Source organism: Aureicoccus marinus, assembly GCF_002954325.1.
GTDB classification, from domain to species: Bacteria; Bacteroidota; Bacteroidia; order Flavobacteriales; family Flavobacteriaceae; genus Aureicoccus; species Aureicoccus marinus.
On record NZ_MQVX01000001.1, the window covers coordinates 2,242,108 to 2,264,976 of the forward strand.

The window sequence follows — 22,869 nt, forward strand, 5'->3', positions numbered from 1 at the left end:
GACTGGAAACTTTTAATACCAAAAAAGTTTCCTCGGTTTTACAAAGATTTAACATCCCCTTAAATTTGCCGTATTTTTGCAGCAAAACGCCTTCATGCCCAGCCTTGATACTTATCGCCAACTCCTAGAAGATCACATCGAATCCTATATCCAACCGGGGGAACCCAAAGGTTTGTACGATCCGATGAACTACATCATGAAGCAAGGCGGCAAGCGTATGCGGCCGGCCTTGACACTGATGGGTGCAGAACTTTTTGGGACGGATTGCCGCAAGGCCCTCGACGCCGCCTTGGCGGTAGAGGTATTCCATAACTTTTCTCTGGTTCACGACGATATTATGGATGAGGCTCCCTTGAGAAGGGGTAAGCCGACGGTCCACCACAAATGGGATGTGAATACAGGTATACTGTCAGGAGACGCTCTTTTGATCAAGGCCTACCAACTCTTTGAAAAGTATGAGCCTGCGACCATGAGCGCTTTGGTAAGCCTGTTCAGCAAAACCGCACTGGAAGTTTGTGAAGGTCAGCAATACGATGTTGAGTTCGAAGACCGCAAAGTGGTTGCTCTGGAAGAATACCTCAAAATGATCGAGTACAAAACGGCTGTTCTCCTCGGGGCCGCGTTACAAATGGGCGCCATTGTGGCAGGTCAAAACCAAGACAACCAAAACGCCCTTTATCGGTATGGTGTCTTGCTAGGAACCGCCTTCCAGATCAAGGATGATTACCTGGATGCCTTTGGAAATCCAGAGACCTTCGGTAAACAAGTCGGGGGCGATATTCTGGAAAACAAAAAGACCTTCCTCTACATCAAAGCACAAGAACTGGGGTCAGCCGAAGACAAAGCCGCCTTGGATGGTTGGTATGAAACCACGGAAGCTTCCGATGAAAAAGTAGAACAAGTCAAAGTGCTCTTTCAAAATACAGGAGCTGTAATCGCCACAAGAGAGGCGATCGCGGATTATACACAACGCGCCTTTGATCAACTCGACACTATTCAAACAGAGGCCGCTCGCTTAGAAGAGCTAAGAGGATTTGGAGAATACCTGATGAACCGTACGGTATAAATTCCGCCTTAAGGCACCTAAAAAGAGCCAGGCATTGGAGGAAGACATGACCTGAATTTCTTCCCAAAAATTCGTTCGCTCATCCAAAAATTTAAAAATTAGCTGAGGAGCCCGTCGCTCAAAAAGACGCCCAAAAATACCAGCGCCCAATTCGTTTCTTCTCCAGAGGATATCCAAGAGCAAAAGATCGTAAAACCAGAACCGATCCAAGCGGGCAAATTGATGTAAGGGCTTACCCGTTTTCAAGAAAGCCGCTAGGGATCGAGCTTTGCGCTCGCTTTTCTTGAAAGTATAGCCGGTGCTGGCTTTGGCCCATCCTCCTGCCATACCAATAGGTATAATTCTTTTGGTTGTCTTCTCCCAGAGCGGATAACAGGTCATGGGGATATTCCCACTTTCTTTTTCAACCACTTGGTATTTTTTTACTTTCAGCTTGTCCCGGAGGTATTCCTCTATCCCTGCTTCATACTCTTCTTTCTTCAGAGGTTCGGCAGAAAATAAGGTGTATTCCAACAGGGCTTCCCGTTTACTTAAAGGCAAAACATACATAAATCGGGTATTCCCTTTTTGCGGAATTTGAAAGTCCATAAAGGTGGCCTGATCCGGCTCAAATACATCTTCCTCGACTTTCACAAACCAGCCCAAAAAATGCTGTTGTAAAACCGGATACCGCTTTTGATCCAGCAAGGTGCGGTAATCAAAACGACTGTCAAATACCTGCTTCGCTCTGAACTCTTGACCGGCACATTTCAAGACTACTTCTTCTTGATTTTCTTGCAGATCCTGCACTTCCTCTTGTATACGTTCCAGATTAGGGGCCTCGGCCATCCTTAAGGCCATTCCTTGGTAAAAACCCTTGGAACGAACCATTTTATAGGTGTAGGGTGCGATGGGGGTTTGGATTCGCTGTTTCAACGAACCAATCTCAATCTGGCTCCATGTTTTATCGAGGAATTCATCTTGTGCACCAGGGCCCGGCTCCCAAAAACACCAGGTCCTGTCATTGGTATCCTTGCGGTCCTTTTCGAGTACCAGAATACGCTTATCCGCAAAATAAGGGTCATCCAAGAGTGTACGTAGGACCAACAAGCCTGCTGCCCCAGCTCCTACGAAAGCGTAATCGTAAATCATCTTTTAAAGGTAGCCATTTCCGGCGGGCTTTTCTTTTTTAGACATCCCTAAAAAAAGATTACATTTGCATAAAACCACAGTGATTTGACCCGGTCTGAAGAAAATTACCTCAAGACAATCTACCACCTGGGAGGAGACGAAAAAGTTCCGGTATCCACCAACGCCATTGCGGCTCAAATGGAAACCAAGCCCTCCTCGGTCACCGATATGGCGAAAAAGCTAGCCGAGAAAAACCTGGTAGACTACCAAAAATACCAAGGGGTGGTCTTGACCAGTTTAGGCAAACAGACGGCATTACAAATCATCCGAAAGCACCGGCTCTGGGAAGTCTTTCTGTATGAAAAGCTGGACTTCCAATGGGATGAAGTGCACGAAGTAGCCGAACAACTGGAGCATATTAAAAGCGAGCAACTCATCGATCGCCTCGACGCTCTGCTGAATTACCCCAAATTTGACCCCCACGGGGACCCTATCCCAGGAAAGGACGGTCTTCTGGCTGTACAGAAGAAAACCCTTCTCAGCGAACTGGAAGAGGGTCAAAATGGCCTTTTTGTTGGGGTTAAGGACACTTCGACTAGTTTTTTACAGTACCTGGATAAAAATCAGATCGCTCTGGGTCAGTCCATCCGCTTGATTGAAAGAGAAAGTTTTGATCAGTCCCTGCAAATTGAAATTCAGGGACGTTCGCTAAGGCTTTCTCATCAAATCGCCACCAACCTTTATATCAAAACCGATTAATTCCATCCCACACTATGGATCAAGTCATCTCTTATCTCGAAAGTATTAACCCCATCACCGCAGCCCTCTATGCCACCCTGTTTACCTGGGGACTTACCGCAGCGGGCGCTGGATTAGTCTTCCTTTTTAGAACCATGAACAGGGCCGTTCTTGACGGCATGCTGGGCTTTACAGGAGGTGTTATGGTCGCCGCTAGTTTTTGGAGCTTACTTGCCCCAGGAATCGAAATGAGTCCTGGTGAGGGTTTTGTTAAAGTCATTCCAGCTGCCGTTGGTTTCTTACTCGGCGCTGCCTTTATCTTTGGATTGGACAAAGTTCTGCCCCACTTGCATATCAATTTTAAGGAAAGTGAAAAAGAGGGGATCAAAACCCCCTGGCACAGAACCACCTTATTGATCTTGGCCATTACCCTGCACAATATTCCTGAAGGACTGGCGGTCGGTGTTCTTTTTGGTGGAGTGGCCTCCGGTTTTGAGGGCGCTACCATTGGCGGAGCAGTCGCCTTGGCCCTGGGAATTGGTTTGCAAAACTTTCCAGAAGGCTTTGCAGTGGCTATGCCGATCCGTCGAATGGGACTTAGCCGTACCAAGAGCTGGATGTACGGACAAGCCTCTGCTATTGTGGAGCCGATTGCCGGGGTAGTCGGTGCCTGGGCCGTATTGACCTTTGAACCGATCTTACCCTACGCCCTGTCCTTTGCCGCAGGCGCGATGATCTTTGTGGTCGTAGAAGAGGTTATTCCAGAAACACAGCGGGACAAATACACCGATATCGCTACCATGGGCTTTATCGCCGGCTTCATTATTATGATGATGCTGGATGTAGGTCTGGGTTAATCTCTTTTTTAGTCCAATAGCAAAACCGGATCGAGACTCTCCAGAGTGCCGAATCTCCAGCGCTGATTTTCATAAATGGAGGCATATATCACCTCAAAATCGCAGGCGTCGTCTTCGGCTTCCCCTTTTTCCGAGATAGAACACCATTGAATCCAAAGATTAGTAGTGGCACGGTTCGTGAGCTGCTAGTTTAGTTCCATCTAATTAAGAAATATGGAGAAAGTACTCTCAGAAAAGACGAAATTCGCAGATATGTTCAAAAAAGCCTTCTTTACTGTCCTATTGCTGTGCACAGTAGCACTTTCCGCTCAGCACAACCTACAAGTCAAGGTCACTGGAATCCCCAAAAGTGAGGGACACATTCGGGTTGCTCTCTACACCAGCGCCGATGGTTTTCTAAAGTTTGAACAGGTGTACCGAGCGGGAAGCGCCAAGACTTCCAAAGGCACCACACAAATCGTATTTAAAGATTTACCCCAGGGAACCTATGCCATTGCCCTTTACCACGACGAAAACAGCAATTCAGAACTCGATAAAAACTGGTTAGGCATCCCCAAAGAAAAGGTGGCCTTTTCCAAGGCAAAAATGAGAGCCTTTGGGCCTCCTCCTTTTAAGGACTGCGCTTTCAAACTTCAAGAAGACATGCTCATAGAGATTCCGATTAGTAAGTCGTAATCTTAATCACTCCATTTCCAGCTCTGGAACCGTAAAACGAGGCCTCGGAGGAAGATAACTTCCGAACCGACTTGACATTGTAACTGTCTACAAGTTCAATGACGGACCGAAAACTGTTTCCTACGATATAGTTATTTAAAACATAGAGAGGTTCCACATTCGCACTCTTATCGATGCTGTTCGCCGTATTGATGATTACCGGAACCCCATTGCTAATAGTGACTCCAGGCAATTGACGAATACGCTGCAACAAAGAGAGGTTATTGCGGTTTTTCTCTTCCAATTCCTGACCCAGGGCTCCTGCCTGGGTCGGTTGTGTACTGATACAGCTGGCTAGACTTAAAAACAAAAGCAAGCTGACTAGGCGGATGGTTATTTTCATGCTTAAGATTTAATTCGGTTCCTTCTCATAACCCGCTGCGCGCTTCCAGCGTACTGGAGGAGCAGGCTCGGGCTTGAACTTGAATTCATTTCCTTTCAATAGTCTCATGGCTTCCTGTACAGCGCGCTCCAACTGAGGATCAGCACCACCAAGAACGGCTTTGGGATCTTGAATTACTTCAATATCCGGGGCGATGCCTTCCCCTTCAACAGCCCACTGACCGTCCAAATCGTAGAAACCACCACGTGGGGCAATCATATAACCCCCGTCGATGAATCGTGGGGTATCCCAGGTCCCTACCAAACCTCCCCAAGTGCGGGTTCCGACCAGTGGCCCAAGACCCTGCGCCTTGAACATATAAGGTAATAAGTCTCCTCCTGACCCAGCGCGTTCGTTGATGATCATAACCTTAGGCCCCCATATTCCAGCATTTGGAGTCGTCCATGGATGGCGATCTCCCGCCTTGCTATTGAAGTAGCCAAAGGGTTTACGGGCCATAATGTCAATCATATAATCGGCGGCAGAACCTCCGCCGTTGTTGCGCTCATCGATCACGACTCCCTTCTTGTCTTGCTGAGAGAAGTAGTAGCGGTTAAAAGAAGTGAAACCAGCACCAGCCGTATTCGGAACATAGACGTAGGCCAGTTTTCCACCGGAGAGTTCATCGACACGACGGCGATTGGATTCTACCCACTCCACCGTGCGCAAACGATTCTCGGAACGCAAAGGCTCCACTAAAATCTCTTTGGCCCCTTCGCGGCTTGCCTTGCTGTTGACCAGAAGACGGGTCACACGGCCAGCCCTTTGCTCTAAAAGGGAATAAGGATTCACTCCAGCTGTAAGGGTTTGCCCCTCAATAGCCAGAATATAATCTCCTTCTTTCACTTGAAGACCCGGCTGGGCCAAGGGTGCTTTTAGACCGGTATTCCAACGCTCACCCGAATAAATTTTAGCCATACGGTAGTAGTTTCCTTCGGCTACAAAATCACAACCCAGAAGGCCTACCGGTACAAAATCCACATCGGGCATATCGCCTCCTCCCACATAAGAGTGTCCAATGGCGATTTCTCCACTCATCATATCAATGAGGTAGTTCATATCGGTGCGGTGACGCACGTGCTTCACCCAAGGCGAATACCACTCGTAAATCGTATTCCAAGGAGCTCCATGGGTATTGTCCACATAGAGAAAATCCCGCATAAAACGCCATCCTTCTTTTAGGATTTGAGCGTACTCTGCTTGCGGGTCCACTTTGACTTGCAAGTCCATTTTGAGGTTGTCTTTACCTCCTTTAGGGCTGATGCCGTAGAGCTGATGCTCCAGGCTCCCCCCTTATTCAATAGAGCCGATTTACGGTCATGAGAAACCACCATTTGGCTCAGTCCATCCGCATAATCGGAGGGCTTTTGCTTTTTCACATCGTACTTGTGCGCCTTCAAGCCTCTCTCATTCGGAATGGATTCCCATACAAAAACGAAGTGCTTGGGCGCCTTGGCTAGGCCCACATAGTTGCGCGCAGGCAGATCCAGAGGAATGGCCCGATCATAGATTCCTTTGGCGTCAATCACCACCGGTTTTAGCTTAGGAGCCTCTTCTTTTTTGGTGTCTTTGGATTTCTTCTTGTCCTTTTTCGCATTGGGTTTAGCTGCTGCTGATGCCGTCGCCTTTTCTTCGTCGCTTTCCGGAAGAACCGGGGCCTTTCCGTTGGCCTTCAAGACTAACGCATAAAGACTTCGACTGATCTGCGGATCGTAGGAACTCATGTCCAACCAGCCCGACTGTAAGCCGTAATCGGTACTGGCTAAGAAGTAGAGGTACTCCCCGTCTTCATCCCAGACCGGACTAATGGCATCCGCCATTCCATCGGTGAGTTGGACGACCTTTTTACTGTCGACATTGTAAGCGAAGATGGCCTTGAAGTGACTTTTAAGTTGCTTAGCGTAGGCCACCCACTTGCCATCGGGAGACCAGACCGGATTCATACTGCGATTAGGGTGGGCAAAACCGTCCGTATCGGCAATCCAGCTTTTTCCGGTCTCTACATTCGTAATCCAAACGTTGTAGTGGGTATCCGTATAGGCGATGTGCTTACCATCTGCGGACCAATCCGGGCGGAAATAGAAGGTCGGTTTTTCGAAAGAAATCCGCTTTTTGATCGCTCCTTTCTGGTCGGCAATAACCAACTGATACTCCCCGGAAGCGTCCGAAAACCAAGCCACTTGATCGCCCTTAGGAGACCAAAGTCCGGCGCGATCAGCTACTCCTGAGCTCTGAGTCATATTTCTCCAGCTGCCCTTCTCTTTGGGAACACTCATGATTTCACCTCGGTGCTCAAAAAGCGCTCGTTTTCCGGTTGGCGAAAGACTCGCATTCGATAGTTGCCAGGACTGAACGCGTTCCCATCGCGGGCGCGAAAAATTCATGTCGGCCGCCACATTAATGCTCAACTGCTGGCTGCTCCCTGATCCGGGACTATAACGGTGCAAATAGCCTCCTTGTTCATAAACGAGACCATTGGCATCAGCATCAATGCTCATGACGTCGTACTTCTTGTGAAAGGTGTGCTGCTTTTCGGTTCCCGTCTCCGGATTAAATGACCAGATATTAGCGGTATAATCTCTTTCAGAAATATAGTAGACCTCTCCTCCAAACCAGACAGGATCCAAATGTCTTTCGGCCGTGGGTTGAGGGGTGCGCTGCACCTTCATGGTCTTCAAGTTCACGATCCAAATCGGCATGGCCTGTCCTCCGCGATAATTGCGCCATCCTGGATCCCAAAAAGTAATGGGCACATAAGCCATGTACTTGCCGTCCGGAGACATTTCTCCAAAGGCCGCCCGTGGAAGCCCTGCAGATACAGGAAGTCCACCTTCGACCCCTACAGTGTAAAAGGCATTGGTTTGCGTTGGATGGGACTTTCGACCTGAACGAAACAAGACCTTGCCTTCCGGTGTCCAGCCTTGAACGATATCCGCACCAGGGTGCCAGGTCATTCGCTTGGGTTCTCCTCCTTCTGAAGGAATTACGTAAACGTCTGTATTTCCGTCGTACTGGGCAGAAAAGGCTATCCATTTTCCGTCAGCAGAAAAGTGCGGGTTCGATTCGTACCCCTCGTTACTTGTCAGGCGGTAAGAAGAGCCCCCGTTGGAAGAGGTCATCCACAGGTCGTTGGCGTAAACGAAAACAATTTTGTCTTGGTGAATGGTGGGTTGTCGCAATAAACGGGTCGACTGAGCCCAAGCCGCTGTGCTGAGACAGAGGGAGAGGAATAAGGAGAAGTATTTCATCGGGTTTCGTGTTGGCCCGCAGCAATTGAATCAGGAACAACCACAAGAATCATCACCGCAATTGCGCTTGGTCTTTTTGACGCCGCTGAAGCTGGCCTGTGGCCAAAACCAAACACGGATCAAATAAGCGAGTGCGATGAATAAAGAGAGGTAGACTAAAATCGTTTGAACAAACTCCATAGAAAGGTTAGTTTCTACTGCAATAGCTGATAGGCGATTAAAGCAGTAAGATACGCAATTACACTCATAAAACCGAGCTGCAACATCGGCCATTTCCAGCCGTTGGTCTCGCGTTTGACAATGGCAAGGGTACTCATACACTGCATGGCAAAAGCGTAAAAAAGCAAGAGTGAAACCCCCGAAGCCAAATTAAATAAGGGTTCTCCTTTTTTATTGAGTTCGGCCCCCATCCGTTGTTTGATGGTTTCTTCTTCCTCACTGCCCACACTGTAGATCGTGGCCAAGGTTCCCACAAAGACTTCACGAGCAGCAAAGGAGGTGATCACGGCTATCCCGATCTTCCAGTCGTAACCCAAGGGTTGTACCACGGGTTCTATGGCCTTCCCAGCCCAGCCAATAAATGAGTGTTCCAGGCGGTAACTTGCAATTTCTTGTAAGCGAGCATTGTCCGCTAATAACTGTCTAAATTGAGTGATAGAATCCAAATCAGCAGCAGCCAATTGTCCACTTTGGAACTGCTTCAAATCCAAATGGCGCTGGGCCGCATACCGGTTCATGTTTTCCTGGATGTAATTCCGAGAATAAGGTGTTAAGCCCTCTTGTTCGATACGGGTATCCACCAGGCTCTCCGCATTTTTGAATTCCTCCGAAATACCGTTGGATCCCAAGAACCAGAGGACAACCGAAATGGCCAGAATGATTTTTCCGGCACCAAACACAAAACTCTTGGTCTTCTCGAGTACCGTGTAAAAGACGTTGCTCCAAAGCGGTTTGCGGTAGCGAGGCATCTCAATAACAAAGAGGCTTTTGCTTCTGATTTTCAATAGCTTATGCAAAATCCAAGCAGCGGTCAACGCTCCGCCAAAGCCGAGTAAGTAGAGCCCCATGAGGGTTAACCCCTGATAACTCAATCCAAAAAATCGGCCTTCCGGAATAACCAATGCCGTTATTATCAAGTAGACGGGTAAGCGGGCAGAACAAGTGGTAAAGGGAACCACCAAAATCGTAATGAGGCGTTCTTTCCAGCTCTCAATGGTCCGGGTGGCCATCACGGCCGGGATAGCGCAAGCGGTTCCTGAAATCAAGGGCACCACACTCTTTCCGCTCAAACCAAAGGGACGCATCAATTTATCCATCAAAAAGACCACCCGGCTCATATAGCCGGTTTCTTCTAGCACAGCGATAAAGAAGAAAAGAAAAGCAATTTGCGGGATGAAGATCACCACGCCTCCAATGCCTGCGATGATACCTTCTGCCAATAAATCGGTAAAAACCCCGGCAGGTAAAAGTTCTTTAGTACCGTCCGCCAATTGCGCAAAAAGGGCATCGATAGCATCCATGGGTACACTGCTCCAATCAAAGATGGTCTGAAAGATGAGCAGGAGAATGGCAAAGAAGATCACATAACCCCCGATTCGGTGGGTTAGAATTCGGTCTAATCGGGCTTGAAAGGTGGTGGCTTCCTGCCGATTTACGGTATACCCCTCCGATAGAGCGCCGTTGATAAACTGGTATCGGAGCGCGGTTTCTTTATGCTGCAGTTGCTTCAAACGCTGCTTGGAGAGGGTCTTAAAAGACTCCAGCTCTTCCCCAAGAGGTTGTTTGTCCAAAGGAGTGAAGTTCACATCCTGGGTGATGACCAACCACAGCTTGTACAGGTCCTCTTTCGGGAAGGTCGTCTTTAATCGCTCAAAGTAAGGCGGGTCAATACGGGAAGCGTCCAGTACCGGCTCAAGACTGAGCGAGGCATAATTACTGATCGCTTGCTTTAGTTCATCTACGCCCTCCTTCTTCCGCGTACTCACCAAAACAATTTTGGTTTGCAAGGAAGTCTCCAGGGCTGGGATATCAATATGAATGCCCTCCTTTTCCATGCGATCCGACATATTGATCACCAAAAGGGTCGGAATCTTCAGGTCTTTGATCTGGGTGTAGAGAAGCAGGTTGCGCTTCAGGTTTTCGACCTCCGCAATGACCAGGACCACATCCGGAAAGTCAACGTTCTTTCGGTTCAACAGGATTTCTACCGCCACACTCTCGTCCAGAGAAGTCGTGTTCAAACTGTAGGTGCCGGGTAAATCAATGATTTTGGCCTTTTGACCTCCTGACAATGTACTGCTACCCGTTTTCTTTTCGACGGTGATACCAGGATAGTTCCCTACTTTTTGATTGAGTCCGGTGAGCTGGTTAAAAACCGAGGTCTTCCCCGTATTGGGGTTCCCGATCAGGGCTACTTTAATCGGGTCACTCATGCTTTAGGCCTGTGGATTTTGTTCTAATTCAATCTCTGCCGCAGTCACACGACGGATGGCCATATGGGTGCCATCAACCGTAATGTAAAGAGGATCGTTCAGGGGAGCGATCTGGACCAATTCAACGGCACTACCCGGCAAACAGCCCATTTCCATTAGCTTGACCGGAAGCTCTTCACCAATAAATGCCTTGATGATGCCGCTTTCTCCTTGCTTCAACTGAGCGATTGTTTTAGCCAATGTTTATTTAGATTGAATTCAATTTGTGCAAAAATACGGAAAATAGCGCCGCTAGTCCATGTAGGTCGCCTTCAAGGTTTCCAGGTCCTTCAAGAGCTTTTCGATCTCTTCCGAATTGGTTCCATCGTAAAAGCCACGAATGCGTTTTTCTTTGTCCACCAAAATAAAATTCTCGGTGTGGATCATATCATAGGGGCCGCCATCTCCATCGGTTTTGACCGCTAAGTAGGATTTGCGTGCCAATCGGTAAATCTGCTTTTTATCTCCTGTGACCAGATTCCATTTGGCATCGTTCACCCCTTTATCCAGCGCATATTTTTTAAGTTGAGCGACCGAATCAATTTGAGGAGTTACACTGTGCGAAAGCAACATCACCTCGGGATCATCCATGATGACGTCCTGTATCTCGGCCATATTCTTGGTCATCAGCGGACAGATAGAGGGACAGGTGGTGAAAAAGAAATCCGCGATGTAGATCTTACCCTCGTAATCGGCTTGGGTAATAGTTTTGCCATTTTGATTTAGTAAGGCAAACTCCCCGATTTTGTGATAGCGCTTGGTATAGTGTAAAGTACTGTCCACCAACTCCGGATTGACCATATTGGGTTGGTAAATGGGCAAAAAGGGTTTCGGCTTGATGGCTTGGTACATCAGGATGAGGATGACCCCCGATAACAGTGCGAAAAAAATCGCAAACTTTTTGTAGCGCGAAAAAAGGACAGCATAGAGATACAAAATTAGCTACCATCCCGTTAAACATCAAATCAGCCTGGTATTGGGGATGCTAAAAATTTCACAATTCCATTTTTGAGAGCGCTCTGGTTTTCAGGTGCCATTTAGAACAACTATTTTTACTGCTTACTAATTACTCATTCATCTACAATATTGTGATTCAGGTATTACAATTCCTTATAAGTCTTTCTATCCTTATCGTTCTTCACGAGTTGGGACACTTTATTCCTGCCAAGCTCTTCAAGACGCGGGTCGAAAAATTCTTCTTGTTTTTTGATATCAAATACGCCCTCTTCAAAAAGAAGATCGGTGATACCGTCTATGGTATCGGTTGGTTACCCCTAGGAGGGTATGTCAAAATCTCGGGAATGATTGACGAGAGTATGGATACCGAGCAAATGGCACAGGAACCTCAGCCTGGGAGTTCCGCTCAAAACCGGCTTGGCAACGTCTAATCATCATGCTGGGAGGGGTGATTGTCAATTTTGTACTGGCGATTATCATTTTCATCTGCATGGCCTGGGCCTACGGAAAGGAATACGTTCCTATGGACAGCCTCAAAGACGGGGTATGGGTCGTTGAAGAAAAAATCGGTAACAAAGCCGGTATTCAAACCGGAGATAAGATTATTGCAGTTGATGGGGATCCCATCAAAGAGTTTCGATCTGTTTTTATCGAACTGGTGAATGGTTACAACATCACCATTGAGCGCAATGGGCAAGTCATTGAAAAAGAACTTCCTGAGGATTTTATTGCGACCTTGATCGAAGATGAAGACAAGGTGCAGTTCTTACAGAAGAGAATGCCCTTTGTCATCGGAAAAATCCCAGATGAATCTCAAAACAAGGATTCCGGTTTAAAAGTAGCGGATCGCGTAACCCGTATCGGGAACGACGAACTGACCTACTACGATGAAGCCCAAGCAATCCTTAAAAAATACAAGGGTCAAAAAATTGATCTTCAAGTGGTTCGCGACGGTAACAACCGCATGACTATTCCTGTTCAAATCAGCGATACGGCCACTATTGGTGTTCGCCCTGGTGCGGTTAGCTTAGATGATATGGAAGATCTTGGCTTGCTCAAAATCGAAACCATTGAGTACAATTTCTTCCAGGCTTTCCCTGCGGGAATTGATCAGGGAATCAGTGTATTAGGAAGCTATGTCAAACAGCTGGGTAAAATCTTCAACGTCAATACAGGAGCCTATAAAGGGGTTGGTGGTTTTGCCTCCATCGCCAAGATGTATCCAGATTCCTGGGATTGGGCGGCCTTCTGGTCGACTACCGCCTTTATTTCGATGATTCTGGCTTTTATGAACATTCTGCCTATTCCCGCATTGGATGGAGGGCACGTAATCTTCTTGCTCTACGAAATGGTTTCTGGCCGCAAGCCTGCCGACAAGTTTTTGGAGTACGCCCAGATGGTTGGATTCTTCTTGCTGTTGGGCCTCTTGCTCTTCGCAAACGGAAACGACCTCTTTAAATGGATATTTGACTAAAAAGCAGGCTCTTTTTTCTTTGGAGCAAAATCAAGAAATATTATATTTGCACCCGCTGTACCAGAAAGGCTACAATTACAAGTCTTCCATCACAGCAGAATTAATGACATATTCCTCCTTAGCTCAGTTGGTTAGAGCATCTGACTGTTAATCAGAGGGTCCTTGGTTCGAGTCCAAGAGGGGGAGCAACATAAGCGGTTATACTGTAATAGTAAAGCCGCTTTTTTTTGTCTTAAATTCAATCAAAATCCAGATCATGCACTATTTGAATATTTTCATTTTCCTCTTTTTACCTTTCTGTATCTATGGACAGACTGCTGATTATTCAATTTCTTCTTATTTGGATGAAGGCGCAAAAGCTCCTAATACGCATTACTTAGGCGAAGCCTGGTTAAAACGCTTACTCACCGCTGAAGACGGATTAGATTACAATATCACCAAAGCCACCTTCAAAGCCAATTCCACCTTGGACTGGCACAAACACACCTCACCACAGGTTCTGATTGTCGTAGAGGGAGAAGGTTATTACCAGGAAAGAGGCAAAGAACCGGTTAGGATGAAAGAAGGCGATATCATTAAGTGTGATAAAGAAACCGAACACTGGCATTCTTCTTCTAAGGAAAGTGATGTAACCTATTTAGCGATATACGGAGGTACAACACCGACTACCTGGACGGAAGTTCTCAGTCAGGAGGATTATGATCAGGTAGCGGAGAAGTTGAAAGAGTGAAGTCAATCACATAGAGTTGACAATCTAGGTATTTCGAATAAAAGCAATTTTCTCTTCCACCTCTTTTACTCGATCACTCCAATAAACCTGTGCTTGAAGTGCATCGTATTGAGGGGCTTTTCGTGTTCCGCCTTTTAGTTTCTTCGGAATACTGTAGAGAAAGCCAAAATTTTTATGCCGGTCTTTGGCTACCTCACTTTCGCCAATAGGATCTTTTCCTCTTCTGGCCCAGAACCGTTGATTTTCGAGGTAGTTCTGCTTGATTTCCTGAAAGTGCGCGATTAATTCTGCATTATCTCTAGGGACATACCCAGGTCCAGTGCATCCACAAGAATGAAACGCAATCCCTACTTGATAAAGGTTTTTGAGGTGTTTCCATGCTTGTAAATCGGACTTCTTAGGAGCCTTAAAGTCCATTCCCATATCAGCCATTAGTTCACTGCATTCCGGACACTTAGCGGGAACTTTTTCTAATGAATCTGCCTGCGATCGATTAATATCGCGGAGGAGCCTTCGCTTAAATGACTTCCTGCACTCAAAACAAGCGAAGTGGGGTTTATAGGAGGTCATTGCATATCGACACATTAAAACAAACTTGATCTACAATTTACGGTATACTTTTTCAAATGGCACACGGTACCGCTCTCCCCAGATGCCTTTGTTCCCGTCGCGGACACCACAGGCAATAACCATATTGATTTCGGCGCGACGGGGGAGTTTTAATGCCTTTTTCAAGACTTTACTGTCGAAGCCTTCTAAAGGACAGGTGTCGTAACCCTCATTGGCCATGGCAATCATAAAGGTCTGAGCAGCTAGGGCCGTTGATTTATGGATAACCACTTTCATGTCGTTTTCTGAGACCTGCCGCACAATGGTTCTGAATAGCCCCGTGGTTTGGGTCATGAGTACACGGAAGAATCCCAGAAGTCCAAAAAAGCGACTGTATAAAAAAGGCATAATGCGACCGTAATACATCTCCCTTTGCTTAATCCGTTTGGCGTGTCTTTCTTCCGGACTGTATTTTTTGATGTTCTCCCTTTCAAAGGCCAGAATCCCCTTTGCGCGCTCTTTGTAGAGGTCCTGGCGGGTTACAAAAACAACCATCTGGTCTGCAGTGGAAGTTGCACTCTGCTTTAAGCAAGCATGAGAAACTTTTTCTTTGAGCTCAGGGTCGGTGATGTGATAAAACTCCCAAAGTTGCATATTGGAACTGTTGGGGGCTAAGGTGGAAAGCTCAATACACTCCCGTACCTTCTCGGTATCCAGGGGCTTTTGCTTGTCAAAAACACGCACCGATCGGCGGTGGTGAAGTATTTCAGATAGATTCATTTCAATTGGTCTTCTTTTGTTTGGGCAGGACTACCTGCTTAATTTAATTCTAAACAGAAGATATTCTTCTGTTCTCATTTATTTTCTCGTAAGAGCATTTCAATTAGCAGAAAGGTTACCAGCATATTTCCATTAAAATTCCTTTCGTACTGACTGTTCGGAAAGTTTCTTCCCATAATGGCAATCTCCTTAACTTTCTGGCGTACGAGCACCATGCCATTTAAGTTGAAATAAGAGTCTGTTTGGGACTTGAGTAAGTCCCGGATATTGAAAAGAGGACCTACAGCTACCACTACCATAGAGTGATTTTCCGTTTTAGATAGCAGTTCTGAGTAGAGCCGAGTCGCATCCGGTACTGATCGTACATTGGCATAGTGTTTTAGGTTATAGGTCAACAACTCCAGTTCTCCACGGATTTGAAAATGATTGAGCATAAAAGCTCCTGAATCGTTCGCACCTCTACCAAAATCATCACCAAAAATCATCTTGACCTGGGCCAAAACATCAGTGGAAAGCGCCAAAAAACTGATCAGTAAAACGGTTTTGAACAACTTCATTTTGAAATCTTTATCTTCAATATCCTAAAAACTATCCAATGTTGGAACATAACAAGTGGACAGAATCCATGTTCAAGAAATACTGGAAGTTTGTGGCCGTCATCGCTATCGGCTATTTGGTCATACGCGGTTTGGTCTATTAGACCTTGAAAAAGATCCGCTTGCGGTAGAGAATGTCCATAGGAATATAACAGATCGCTAGGTATAGCACAGCCCACAACAAGGACACTTGCTTGGGATTCAGCGGCAAGTTTCTCAATTCTCCCAACACCCATCCCTGAATAGAATGCTCCGCTCCAAACAAAGGCAAAGCGAACGGAAAAGTCAAGACAAACGCCAAGAGATAAACGGTAATGGCATTCGCCCCAAAAACGAGGCAGGGCCTGACTCCCCACTTCCATCCTCTTATATCAACCAGCCAGGTTACTCCCGCTAAAAAGAGCATGGCCCAACCTGAGGTATAGACCACATAAGAACTCGACCAAAGATTCTTATTGAACGGAAAATGCAAATCCCAAAGTAAACCCAAGGCCACTAATCCCAATCCGACTCCAGCGAAATACCGAAGTAATTTGTGGTGGTCATGGAGATGCAAATAAAGGTGACCGGCGAGCATACCGCTTATACCGGTTCCAATAGCCGGCAAGGTGCTCAGGAGACCTTCAGGATCATGAACCTTCTGATACAAGGCCCCAGGAAGGTATTGACGATCAAACCAAGACGCCCAGTTGTCTTCCCAGGCAAATCCTGTAGAACCCGTACCGGGTACAGGAACAAAACCCAAAAAGAGCCAATAACCGACTAAAAGAACGACACAAGTGATGAGCTGGGTTTTCCAGCTCGTGTTTAAAAATAGAATACTGCAAACCAGGTACACGACCGCTATACGTTGCAAAACACCTACCCAACGGAAGTCAGGGCCAAAGAGCAGGTGGATCATGAGTCCCATACCGACTCCAAACACGAAAAGCAAGAAGGTACGCTTCCCAATTTTAGGGTAAAGACTTTTCGCAGGTACGCCTTTGGCCAATACACGACTAAAAGCCAAAACAATAGAAACCCCCACGATAAAAAGGAAGAACGGAAAGATAAAATCCGTTGGTGTCGCTCCATGCCATTCGGCATGTGCCAAAGGCGCGTAGAGGTTCCCCCAATCCCCAGGATGGTTGACCAAAATCATCAAGGCGATGGTCAAGCCCCGGACGATATCGAGAGCCGTCCAACGTGAACGCAAGGAAGAATTACTCTTACCCAATGGATTAGCCGTTTAAACCTGAAGATTAAGGTACCTATTAGTGGTATAAAGAAAATGAATTGCTGGAATAAAAAGATTGGGTTGCAAAAAGAAAACCTACCTTCTCGCCGATACCCAATCCTGTTTATGCTAGCCGAATATCTTCGAACCCTCTTTATCGTATTTTCTTTTTTCTTCGCTTTTATCCTTCTGGAGTACTTTATCACCAATCACAAAAAGCGGAATGTCTATAATGTAAAAGACTTGGTGGCCAGTAGCACCTTTGGGATTGGAACCATCTTAATGGCTCCTATGATAAAGGCCATCGTCACCACCTCCCTCTTTTTTTTGGCCTATGAGTTTTTTAACCCGCTTACCAATGGGGTACGCAATACCTCCTCAGCTATGAGTCGTTTCAATGGCAATGGTACGCTTGGATTGCCTGCCTTTTATTGGATGACTTTATTTACTATTGGTTCCATCGCCTGAATCACACGATTCGGTTTTTGTGGGCCGCTCATATCGTTTATCACTCCTCTGATCATTTCAACTATGGAACAGGCGTCCGCAATGGATGGTTTACCCTTTTCTATAAACCCCTCTTCTACATGTGGATTCCAGCTTTGGGTTTTAAACCCGAAATGGTGCTGATCTGCATGGGAATCGAATCTTTATGGCAGTTTCAACTCCATAATAAATATGTGCCTAAATCGGGCTATCTGGTGAAATTCACCAGTTCCCATACCAAGCATCAGGTACATCATCGATGATGTCAAATCTTCCAAAAATTGGTTCGAAGCCTATATGTACGTCTTTGGTGAGCCCGGCTGAAGCCCAGACGGGAGTAGTTTAAAGGTCAAACAGAAACTTCTTTAGCTCTTCGCCCAAACCGAAAAAATCTGATGCAGTAAGGGCAGACCCTCTATAACGGAAGCGGGACCGGGCTGCAAGATGATCTCGGATTTAATTTCGTAAATCGCATCTTTTTTCACTGCCGTGATTTTATTCCAATCGGGCCGTTCAAGCATTTTTTTCTTCTTGAACATCTTTCCGCACCAGGAAGCTAAAATGATGTCTGGGTTTTTTTGAACCACGGCCTGAGCATCAGCCAAGATACGGTCCTTGGCCAGGGAACCGGCGGTATGCTCTGGGAACGCATAGACTCCTCCAGCGAGCTCAATCAATTCAGTCACCCATAAAATTCCGGTAATTAAAGGATCGTACCACTCTTCAAAGTAGACGAGGGGTTTGGCCTTCCAAGTCTTTGTTTCTTGCTGGATGCGTTTGACATTCTGTTGAATATCCTGAACCAGCTGTTGGGCTTCAGAGCCTTTACCCACAAGGGTTCCCAGCTGCACCATAAAAGCAAAAATCTCTTCCACACTGCGGTGGTTATTGACCCATACAGTGACTCCTTTCGCGATAAGTTCCTGGGCGATCTGGGACTGAATATCTGAAAATCCGATAACCAAATCCGGCTTCAGTGCGATGATATCATCGATCTGTGCGTCCAGAAAAGTAGAAATAACTGGCTTCTCTTTACGCGCCTGCTTCGGCCGAACTGTGAAGCCCGAGATTCCAACTATTCGGTCTTCCTCCCCCAATAAATAGAGGAGTTCCGTGGTTTCTTCTGTTAAGCAGACAATGCGCTTTGGGTAATACGACATGAGGTACTTCGTGTAAGGGCTCAACCGCTCCCGAATTTACATTGAAGCGCTGGAAGCACAGAGGAAAATACGTTATTTCCTTACTCTCTTTCAAAATAAACCCTTTCCACGGTTGCATAGCTGTACTCCAGATTGCCTTCCTCTCCAAAGTCCAGACGCCCCGGACCGGCGGTTTCGGCGACAAAATACATGCCGTCGGGTAGCTGGTAATAAGCGATTTTATCGTCTGTGGTAAAATCATTTGGGCTAGCCTTAATAAGAGTATACATATGGCCTGGTTCGCCCGCAAAACGAATGTCTCCTGGGTTAATCAAATGACACAGGATCCCGGCAAACAAAATGGCTTTGGTATCGCAATCGCCAAAACCACAGGTCAGGATATTGGGCGTAGAAATGACCCCTCCGTAGTACCAGTTAGGATCAATATCGTTGGGAATGGCATAGGGAATGTCCTGCACAAAAGCCATAGCCAATCGGATGCGGTTCATGCGGTTATCGACGTAATAAGTCCTCAGATAATCAATCATCCACTCGGCCAAGACCTGGGTGTATTCCCGGTAAGTATTGATCATTGCGCTTTTGTCGACCATGACCGTATTCTTTTCGACCTTAAAGAGCCCTCTGGCCATTATTCGGTGGCGTCGAGCCCGCACCTCCGGTCGATCCGCATAGGGTTCAAACATGGATTTGGGAATGCCAAATACGGCGATATCCTTATCCGTTTGGGCCTTGTCCAGCTTCCAGCTGATACGACAGAGCGCATTGCGGTGATCCTTAAACGTGTATTGAATTTGGTATTCGTCCCCCACCTCATCAATGGTGTAACGAACATGATCATTGGCGGTGTAGTTGCGCTGGGCGTAGAGTCCAAAACTCAAGGCCATCAAGGCCCCAAAAAGAGAATACTTCATTCCGATTAAGCATTTGCGTGAAGTAGTTCTTTTCTATAGGTTTTGGATTGAATTGCGCGATCTACATGGCTAACGCAAAAACAGTTGAATTTAGTCCATTAACAAATAAAAAAGGGCCGGAAAACCGACCCTTTTTTGAACTTATTTTAAATCAATGAGTAATTCATCCACTGCTCTTTTCAATTGGGGGTCACTCTTCTTCGCTTTGGAATCAGGAAGCATCTCCACAATGATATCCGGTGTGGCCGGGTTGTTCTCCATGTTCATACCAGACTCCTTGACAAACCAACCTCTAAAAGGCATACGAACAAAGGAACCGTCGATTAAGCCCTGGCCTCCCGTAGAAATCACCGCGCCAAAAGTCGGCGTACCAACCAATTTTCCATGGCCCAGGGCCTTGTAGGCGTGCGAAAAGATTTCTGCATTTGAGTAGCTACCCTCATTACACATGGCAATGGTAGGCACCTTCACCACTGGGAAAGGCAAACGCTCCCCGAATGGATAATTATTCTTGAACTGACCGTGATTTTTCAAATTATCGGTTGCTCCCCGAGGCACGGTGTAGGAGTGTTGACGTGTATTCAATACAGCCATCACCATATCGGTGGTCCAGCCACCCCCATTGTTACGTACATCGATGATCAATCCCTTTTTACCATAAGCGCTTGCGGTAAGTTCGCGCTCAAAGACCTCAAAACTTGGCCAGTTCATTCCACGGATGTGGATGTAACCCAATTGGCCGTTGGAGTATTGATCCGTCAGTCGGCGTCTTTCTTCCACCCAGTCTTCGTAAATCGCACTGCCCAAGCTGGCTGCAGGCTCAATAATAACCTCGCGCTTGCCTGTACGGCTTTCGACCTCCAATGAAACCAAATCATTGCGGGTTTCGTCCATTAACTTCCAGAAGTTGACCGTGGCATCTACTTTTTGACCGTTAACGGCTGTGATTTTATCTCCGACACGCAGCATACTTTCTTTGCGATCTGCCGGTGCCTGTCCGATTTTACGCGTGATCACAACACCTCCACGCTCCGGCTGCACTTCTACTCCAAGGTATCCGGTGCGGTCGGCTTGGGTTTCTTCCGGGTTGGATCCGTAGAGCCCCATATGACTAGCGTTGAGTTGCCCAAGCATTTCGTTGACCATGGCTCTAAAGTCTTGCGCTGTACTGGCCTTGAGAATGCGCTCACGGTATTTCTTACGCAATTGCTCCCAATCTTGTCCGTGGAAGTTGGGATCGTAGAATCCGGCATTGAGGGCTCTCCACACCTCGTTCATAATTTGCTCGCGCTCGCTGATCTTATCAATCGTCATCGAAGCGGCAAATGGACGAGCTTCACTCTTCTTACTACCGGTATTGAAGACGGACAAACGCCCTCGAGAAACGTTGTAGATTTTTGATCCCTTCTTATCCCATTCCAGTCCAAAAGAGCGGAAATTTCCGGAGAGAACACTGGCATCGCTTCCATCCCATTTGATTTTCTTCAAAGCCCGGTCTCCGGTCCCCGTGATACGTCCACCATTGTTGGTAGTATAGTAGAAGAAATCTCCTTTTGGGCCAATCAACAGACTGCCTTCATTTCCGTTCTCACTGGTCACCTGAACCAAACGGCGGTGGATGTTGGCCAAATCAATGACGACTGGCTTGGCTCCACTTTTCTTGGCGTCTTTCTTGTCCTTTTTATCGCCTCCTTTTTTATCGGACGCGGTTTCTTCGGCCAGCTCACGACCCAATCGGGTTTTTTCCCAATCCTCTTTTTTTAACCAAACAAACCACACATCACTGTTCATGCTGTTTCGGTCCGAAATAAAGCCGAGCTTACTCCCATCAGGACTCCAGAACGGGCTAAAATCATTGCGGGGGTGCATACTCACGTTAACCGGCTTGCTGCTGCCATCCGCTTTATGAATAAAGATCTCAGAGTTAAAGTCCAGGTCTTGCGCTGAGTAAGCCAACCACTTGCTGTCCGGGCTCCATCGCAATCCAGAAACCCCAGCCCACCCATCAATGATAGTTTTTTGGTTGCTGATTTTCCCTTTTTCATCAATGTCTGCAAGATCTACCTGACCACGGCCAATTTCGATACTGATGCGTTTTTTATCTGGCGAAAGGTCGTAGTACAAAACCCCTTCTTTAGTCGAGGTCAATTTTTTAACCTTGGACTTCATACTGAGGTAGAGATCCGACTGCTCAGGATCAGCAGACATGGCTGCATAAAGCTCTTCCTGCCCACTGCGGTCTGAAACAAACACCAAGGTGCTGTCGTTCAACCACTGCACATAGCGATCGCGGTAAGGGTGATCGGTGATACGCGTTGTACGGCTCTTCTCTTTGTCGTTACGGGTGACGAAGATTTCGCCATGCACGGTAAAGGCAATATTCTTTTCGTTTGGAGAAACGGCAAAGTCTTCCACTCCCGAAGAAAAACGTTCTTTTTCTTCCGGGTAAAAGCGGAAATCAGAAGTCGTTGTAATGTTGACCAGCTTTGGTTTGGCGTTATCTGATGCCATGTGGAAGATTCCACCGTCACCTCGGGTAAAGACAATTTGTCCTTTGGCATTCACCTGGAAAGAACGAATGCCTTCATCCGTAAAATTGGTAAGGGCAACCGCATTACCGGCAGAAGGTCGTGCCCCTGCAGAAATGGTCATTGCGTAGATGTTGTAGCGTCCGTTGCGCGCCGAAAGGAAGTACAAACGATTCCCTTGGCCCCAAACAGGCATATGATCCTGCCCATCAAAATCCGTTACTTGAACATAGGTGTCACTTTTTTTGTTCCACACCCAGATATCGCGGTTGGCCGCTCCCCGGTAGGCCTCACGGACCACACGACACCATCCGCGCTCAAAGGCGATCAGGTCACCGCTGGCGTTAACTGTAGGGTTGTACCCCATTCCTCCCAAGGCTCTACGTGGTGTAGACTCTTTGGGGTCCAGTACAAAGATTTCGGCATTGCGCTCCGTCTGTTGCCACAGGCGGCGACTGTTGAAGTAAATGCTTCCATCCGGTGCCCAGGACGGGGCATAATCCGCTGTAGAGTGGAAGGTCTTTCGGACCAAATCCTGCCCATTCTTATCGATGACAAAGACATCGTTGTTTCCGTGGCGATTCCCTTGGAAAACCAAGTGGCTCCCCTCTTTGTTCCACCTTGGACGAGCTTCATAACTTTCGTGTATGGTTAGACGCTGCGCTCGTCCTCCCTGAGCACTAACCGTCCAAATATCACCTTGGTAACTGAAGGCGATTTCATTTCCGTCGGGCGAAATAGCGGGGTCTTGGTAAATGGAGCTCGCGTCTTGAGCGCTCATATTCAGGGTAAGTACCACGGCTATGAACAGGCCGTTAGCAAAGCGAAGATTCATTGTGTTGCTTTTAGGTTGATGATTAACCTTCTGAAAATACGGATAGATTAGAAGGTGACTT

The 22,869-nt window shown here is 46.9% G+C and carries 22 protein-coding genes, 1 tRNA gene and 1 pseudogene; 9 read left to right on the top strand and 15 right to left on the bottom strand.

The features are described from left to right. Positions 1 to 94: 94 nt before the first annotated feature. A complete protein-coding gene (locus BST99_RS10490; protein WP_105001764.1) occupies positions 95 to 1,066 on the top strand; it encodes a polyprenyl synthetase family protein in 972 nt (323 codons plus the stop codon). Here BST99_RS10490 and BST99_RS10495 read toward each other — a convergent pair. Beyond that, the gene (locus BST99_RS10495) at positions 1,025 to 2,197 is read right to left on the bottom strand and encodes a lycopene cyclase family protein (RefSeq protein WP_105001765.1); all 1,173 of its coding nucleotides are present in this window, start codon (positions 2,195 to 2,197) and stop codon (positions 1,025 to 1,027) included. The genes BST99_RS10490 and BST99_RS10495 overlap by 42 nt on opposite strands. A gap of 84 nt (positions 2,198 to 2,281) precedes the next feature. On the opposite strand from BST99_RS10495, the gene BST99_RS10500 reads away from it, so the two are divergent. The 3 genes from BST99_RS10500 to BST99_RS10510 all read left to right on the top strand — a co-directional run bounded on the left by BST99_RS10500 (position 2,282) and on the right by BST99_RS10510 (position 4,446). Next, positions 2,282 to 2,935 (top strand): metal-dependent transcriptional regulator, encoded by a 654-nt coding sequence (locus tag BST99_RS10500; RefSeq protein WP_105001766.1) that lies wholly within the window; start codon positions 2,282 to 2,284, stop codon positions 2,933 to 2,935. A 14-nt stretch (positions 2,936 to 2,949) separates the two neighbouring features. Then, on the top strand, positions 2,950 to 3,771 hold the full coding sequence (locus BST99_RS10505; protein ID WP_105001767.1) for a ZIP family metal transporter: 822 nt from the start codon (positions 2,950 to 2,952) through the stop codon (positions 3,769 to 3,771). Positions 3,772 to 3,984: 213 nt separating this feature from the next. Beyond that, a complete protein-coding gene (locus BST99_RS10510; RefSeq protein WP_245916238.1) occupies positions 3,985 to 4,446 on the top strand; it encodes a DUF2141 domain-containing protein in 462 nt (153 codons plus the stop codon). Here BST99_RS10510 and BST99_RS10515 read toward each other — a convergent pair. From BST99_RS10515 to BST99_RS10535, 7 genes are read right to left on the bottom strand one after another with little or no spacing between them, the layout of a single operon-like run. Continuing rightward, positions 4,433 to 4,828 (bottom strand): SusC/RagA family TonB-linked outer membrane protein, encoded by a 396-nt coding sequence (locus tag BST99_RS10515; RefSeq protein WP_105001768.1) that lies wholly within the window; start codon positions 4,826 to 4,828, stop codon positions 4,433 to 4,435. The genes BST99_RS10510 and BST99_RS10515 overlap by 14 nt on opposite strands. A 9-nt stretch (positions 4,829 to 4,837) precedes the next feature. Then, on the bottom strand, positions 4,838 to 6,097 hold the full coding sequence (locus BST99_RS15005; RefSeq protein WP_317046154.1) for a PDZ domain-containing protein: 1,260 nt from the start codon (positions 6,095 to 6,097) through the stop codon (positions 4,838 to 4,840). Further along, complete coding sequence (locus tag BST99_RS15010) at positions 6,046 to 8,115, bottom strand: S41 family peptidase (protein WP_317046155.1); 2,070 nt, start codon at positions 8,113 to 8,115, stop codon at positions 6,046 to 6,048. Before BST99_RS15010 ends, BST99_RS15005 begins: the two co-directional genes overlap by 52 nt. 30 nt (positions 8,116 to 8,145) lie before the next feature. Further along, positions 8,146 to 8,295 (bottom strand): hypothetical protein, encoded by a 150-nt coding sequence (locus BST99_RS14380; protein WP_181044209.1) that lies wholly within the window; start codon positions 8,293 to 8,295, stop codon positions 8,146 to 8,148. A gap of 14 nt (positions 8,296 to 8,309) precedes the next feature. Continuing rightward, positions 8,310 to 10,547, bottom strand: a complete 2,238-nt coding sequence (feoB, locus tag BST99_RS10525) for a ferrous iron transport protein B (protein WP_105001769.1) — start codon at positions 10,545 to 10,547, stop codon at positions 8,310 to 8,312. A gap of 3 nt (positions 10,548 to 10,550) precedes the next feature. After that, positions 10,551 to 10,787 (bottom strand): FeoA family protein, encoded by a 237-nt coding sequence (locus tag BST99_RS10530; RefSeq protein ID WP_105001770.1) that lies wholly within the window; start codon positions 10,785 to 10,787, stop codon positions 10,551 to 10,553. Between the two features lie 51 nt (positions 10,788 to 10,838). Further along, positions 10,839 to 11,438 (bottom strand): SCO family protein, encoded by a 600-nt coding sequence (locus BST99_RS10535; RefSeq protein ID WP_105002494.1) that lies wholly within the window; start codon positions 11,436 to 11,438, stop codon positions 10,839 to 10,841. A gap of 224 nt (positions 11,439 to 11,662) precedes the next feature. On the opposite strand from BST99_RS10535, the pseudogene rseP reads away from it, so the two are divergent. The 3 genes and pseudogenes from rseP to BST99_RS10550 all read left to right on the top strand — a co-directional run bounded on the left by rseP (position 11,663) and on the right by BST99_RS10550 (position 13,747). Beyond that, positions 11,663 to 13,017: pseudogene (gene rseP, locus BST99_RS10540) on the top strand (RIP metalloprotease RseP). Positions 13,018 to 13,129: 112 nt separating this feature from the next. Further along, positions 13,130 to 13,203 (top strand) — tRNA-Asn (locus BST99_RS10545). 70 nt (positions 13,204 to 13,273) lie between these two features. Beyond that, complete coding sequence (locus BST99_RS10550) at positions 13,274 to 13,747, top strand: cupin domain-containing protein (RefSeq protein ID WP_105001771.1); 474 nt, start codon at positions 13,274 to 13,276, stop codon at positions 13,745 to 13,747. Positions 13,748 to 13,771: 24 nt separating this feature from the next. Here the strand turns inward: BST99_RS10550 and BST99_RS10555 are convergent, their stop codons facing one another. The 4 genes from BST99_RS10555 to BST99_RS10570 form a co-directional block, all read right to left on the bottom strand. Further along, positions 13,772 to 14,179, bottom strand: a complete 408-nt coding sequence (locus BST99_RS10555) for a hypothetical protein (protein ID WP_245916240.1) — start codon at positions 14,177 to 14,179, stop codon at positions 13,772 to 13,774. A 168-nt stretch (positions 14,180 to 14,347) separates the two neighbouring features. Further along, positions 14,348 to 15,076, bottom strand: a complete 729-nt coding sequence (locus BST99_RS10560; RefSeq protein ID WP_105001773.1) for a nitroreductase family protein — start codon at positions 15,074 to 15,076, stop codon at positions 14,348 to 14,350. Positions 15,077 to 15,150: 74 nt separating this feature from the next. Further along, positions 15,151 to 15,633 carry a nucleoside hydrolase gene (locus BST99_RS10565; protein WP_105001774.1) on the bottom strand — a complete coding sequence of 161 codons (483 nt, stop codon included), beginning with the start codon at positions 15,631 to 15,633 and terminating at the stop codon, positions 15,151 to 15,153. A gap of 139 nt (positions 15,634 to 15,772) precedes the next feature. Then, positions 15,773 to 16,888: an acyltransferase family protein gene (locus BST99_RS10570; RefSeq protein ID WP_105001775.1), complete on the bottom strand. Its 1,116-nt coding sequence runs from the start codon at positions 16,886 to 16,888 to the stop codon at positions 15,773 to 15,775. A gap of 54 nt (positions 16,889 to 16,942) precedes the next feature. Here BST99_RS10570 and BST99_RS14695 point away from each other — a divergent pair, with 54 nt between their 5' ends. Continuing rightward, positions 16,943 to 17,356: a hypothetical protein gene (locus tag BST99_RS14695; RefSeq protein WP_245916241.1), complete on the top strand. Its 414-nt coding sequence runs from the start codon at positions 16,943 to 16,945 to the stop codon at positions 17,354 to 17,356. Next, the gene (locus BST99_RS14700) at positions 17,320 to 17,637 is read left to right on the top strand and encodes a sterol desaturase family protein (RefSeq protein ID WP_245916242.1); all 318 of its coding nucleotides are present in this window, start codon (positions 17,320 to 17,322) and stop codon (positions 17,635 to 17,637) included. The genes BST99_RS14695 and BST99_RS14700 overlap by 37 nt, the downstream gene beginning before the upstream one ends. A gap of 102 nt (positions 17,638 to 17,739) precedes the next feature. On the opposite strand, the gene BST99_RS10580 is transcribed toward BST99_RS14700, so the two are convergent. From BST99_RS10580 to BST99_RS10590, 3 genes are all read right to left on the bottom strand, one after another. After that, the gene (locus tag BST99_RS10580) at positions 17,740 to 18,558 is read right to left on the bottom strand and encodes a cobalamin-binding protein (RefSeq protein ID WP_245916243.1); all 819 of its coding nucleotides are present in this window, start codon (positions 18,556 to 18,558) and stop codon (positions 17,740 to 17,742) included. 56 nt (positions 18,559 to 18,614) lie between these two features. After that, positions 18,615 to 19,445 (bottom strand): hypothetical protein, encoded by an 831-nt coding sequence (locus BST99_RS10585; protein ID WP_105001777.1) that lies wholly within the window; start codon positions 19,443 to 19,445, stop codon positions 18,615 to 18,617. Positions 19,446 to 19,586: 141 nt separating this feature from the next. Further along, positions 19,587 to 22,808: a S41 family peptidase gene (locus tag BST99_RS10590; RefSeq protein WP_105001778.1), complete on the bottom strand. Its 3,222-nt coding sequence runs from the start codon at positions 22,806 to 22,808 to the stop codon at positions 19,587 to 19,589. Positions 22,809 to 22,869 lie beyond the last annotated feature (61 nt).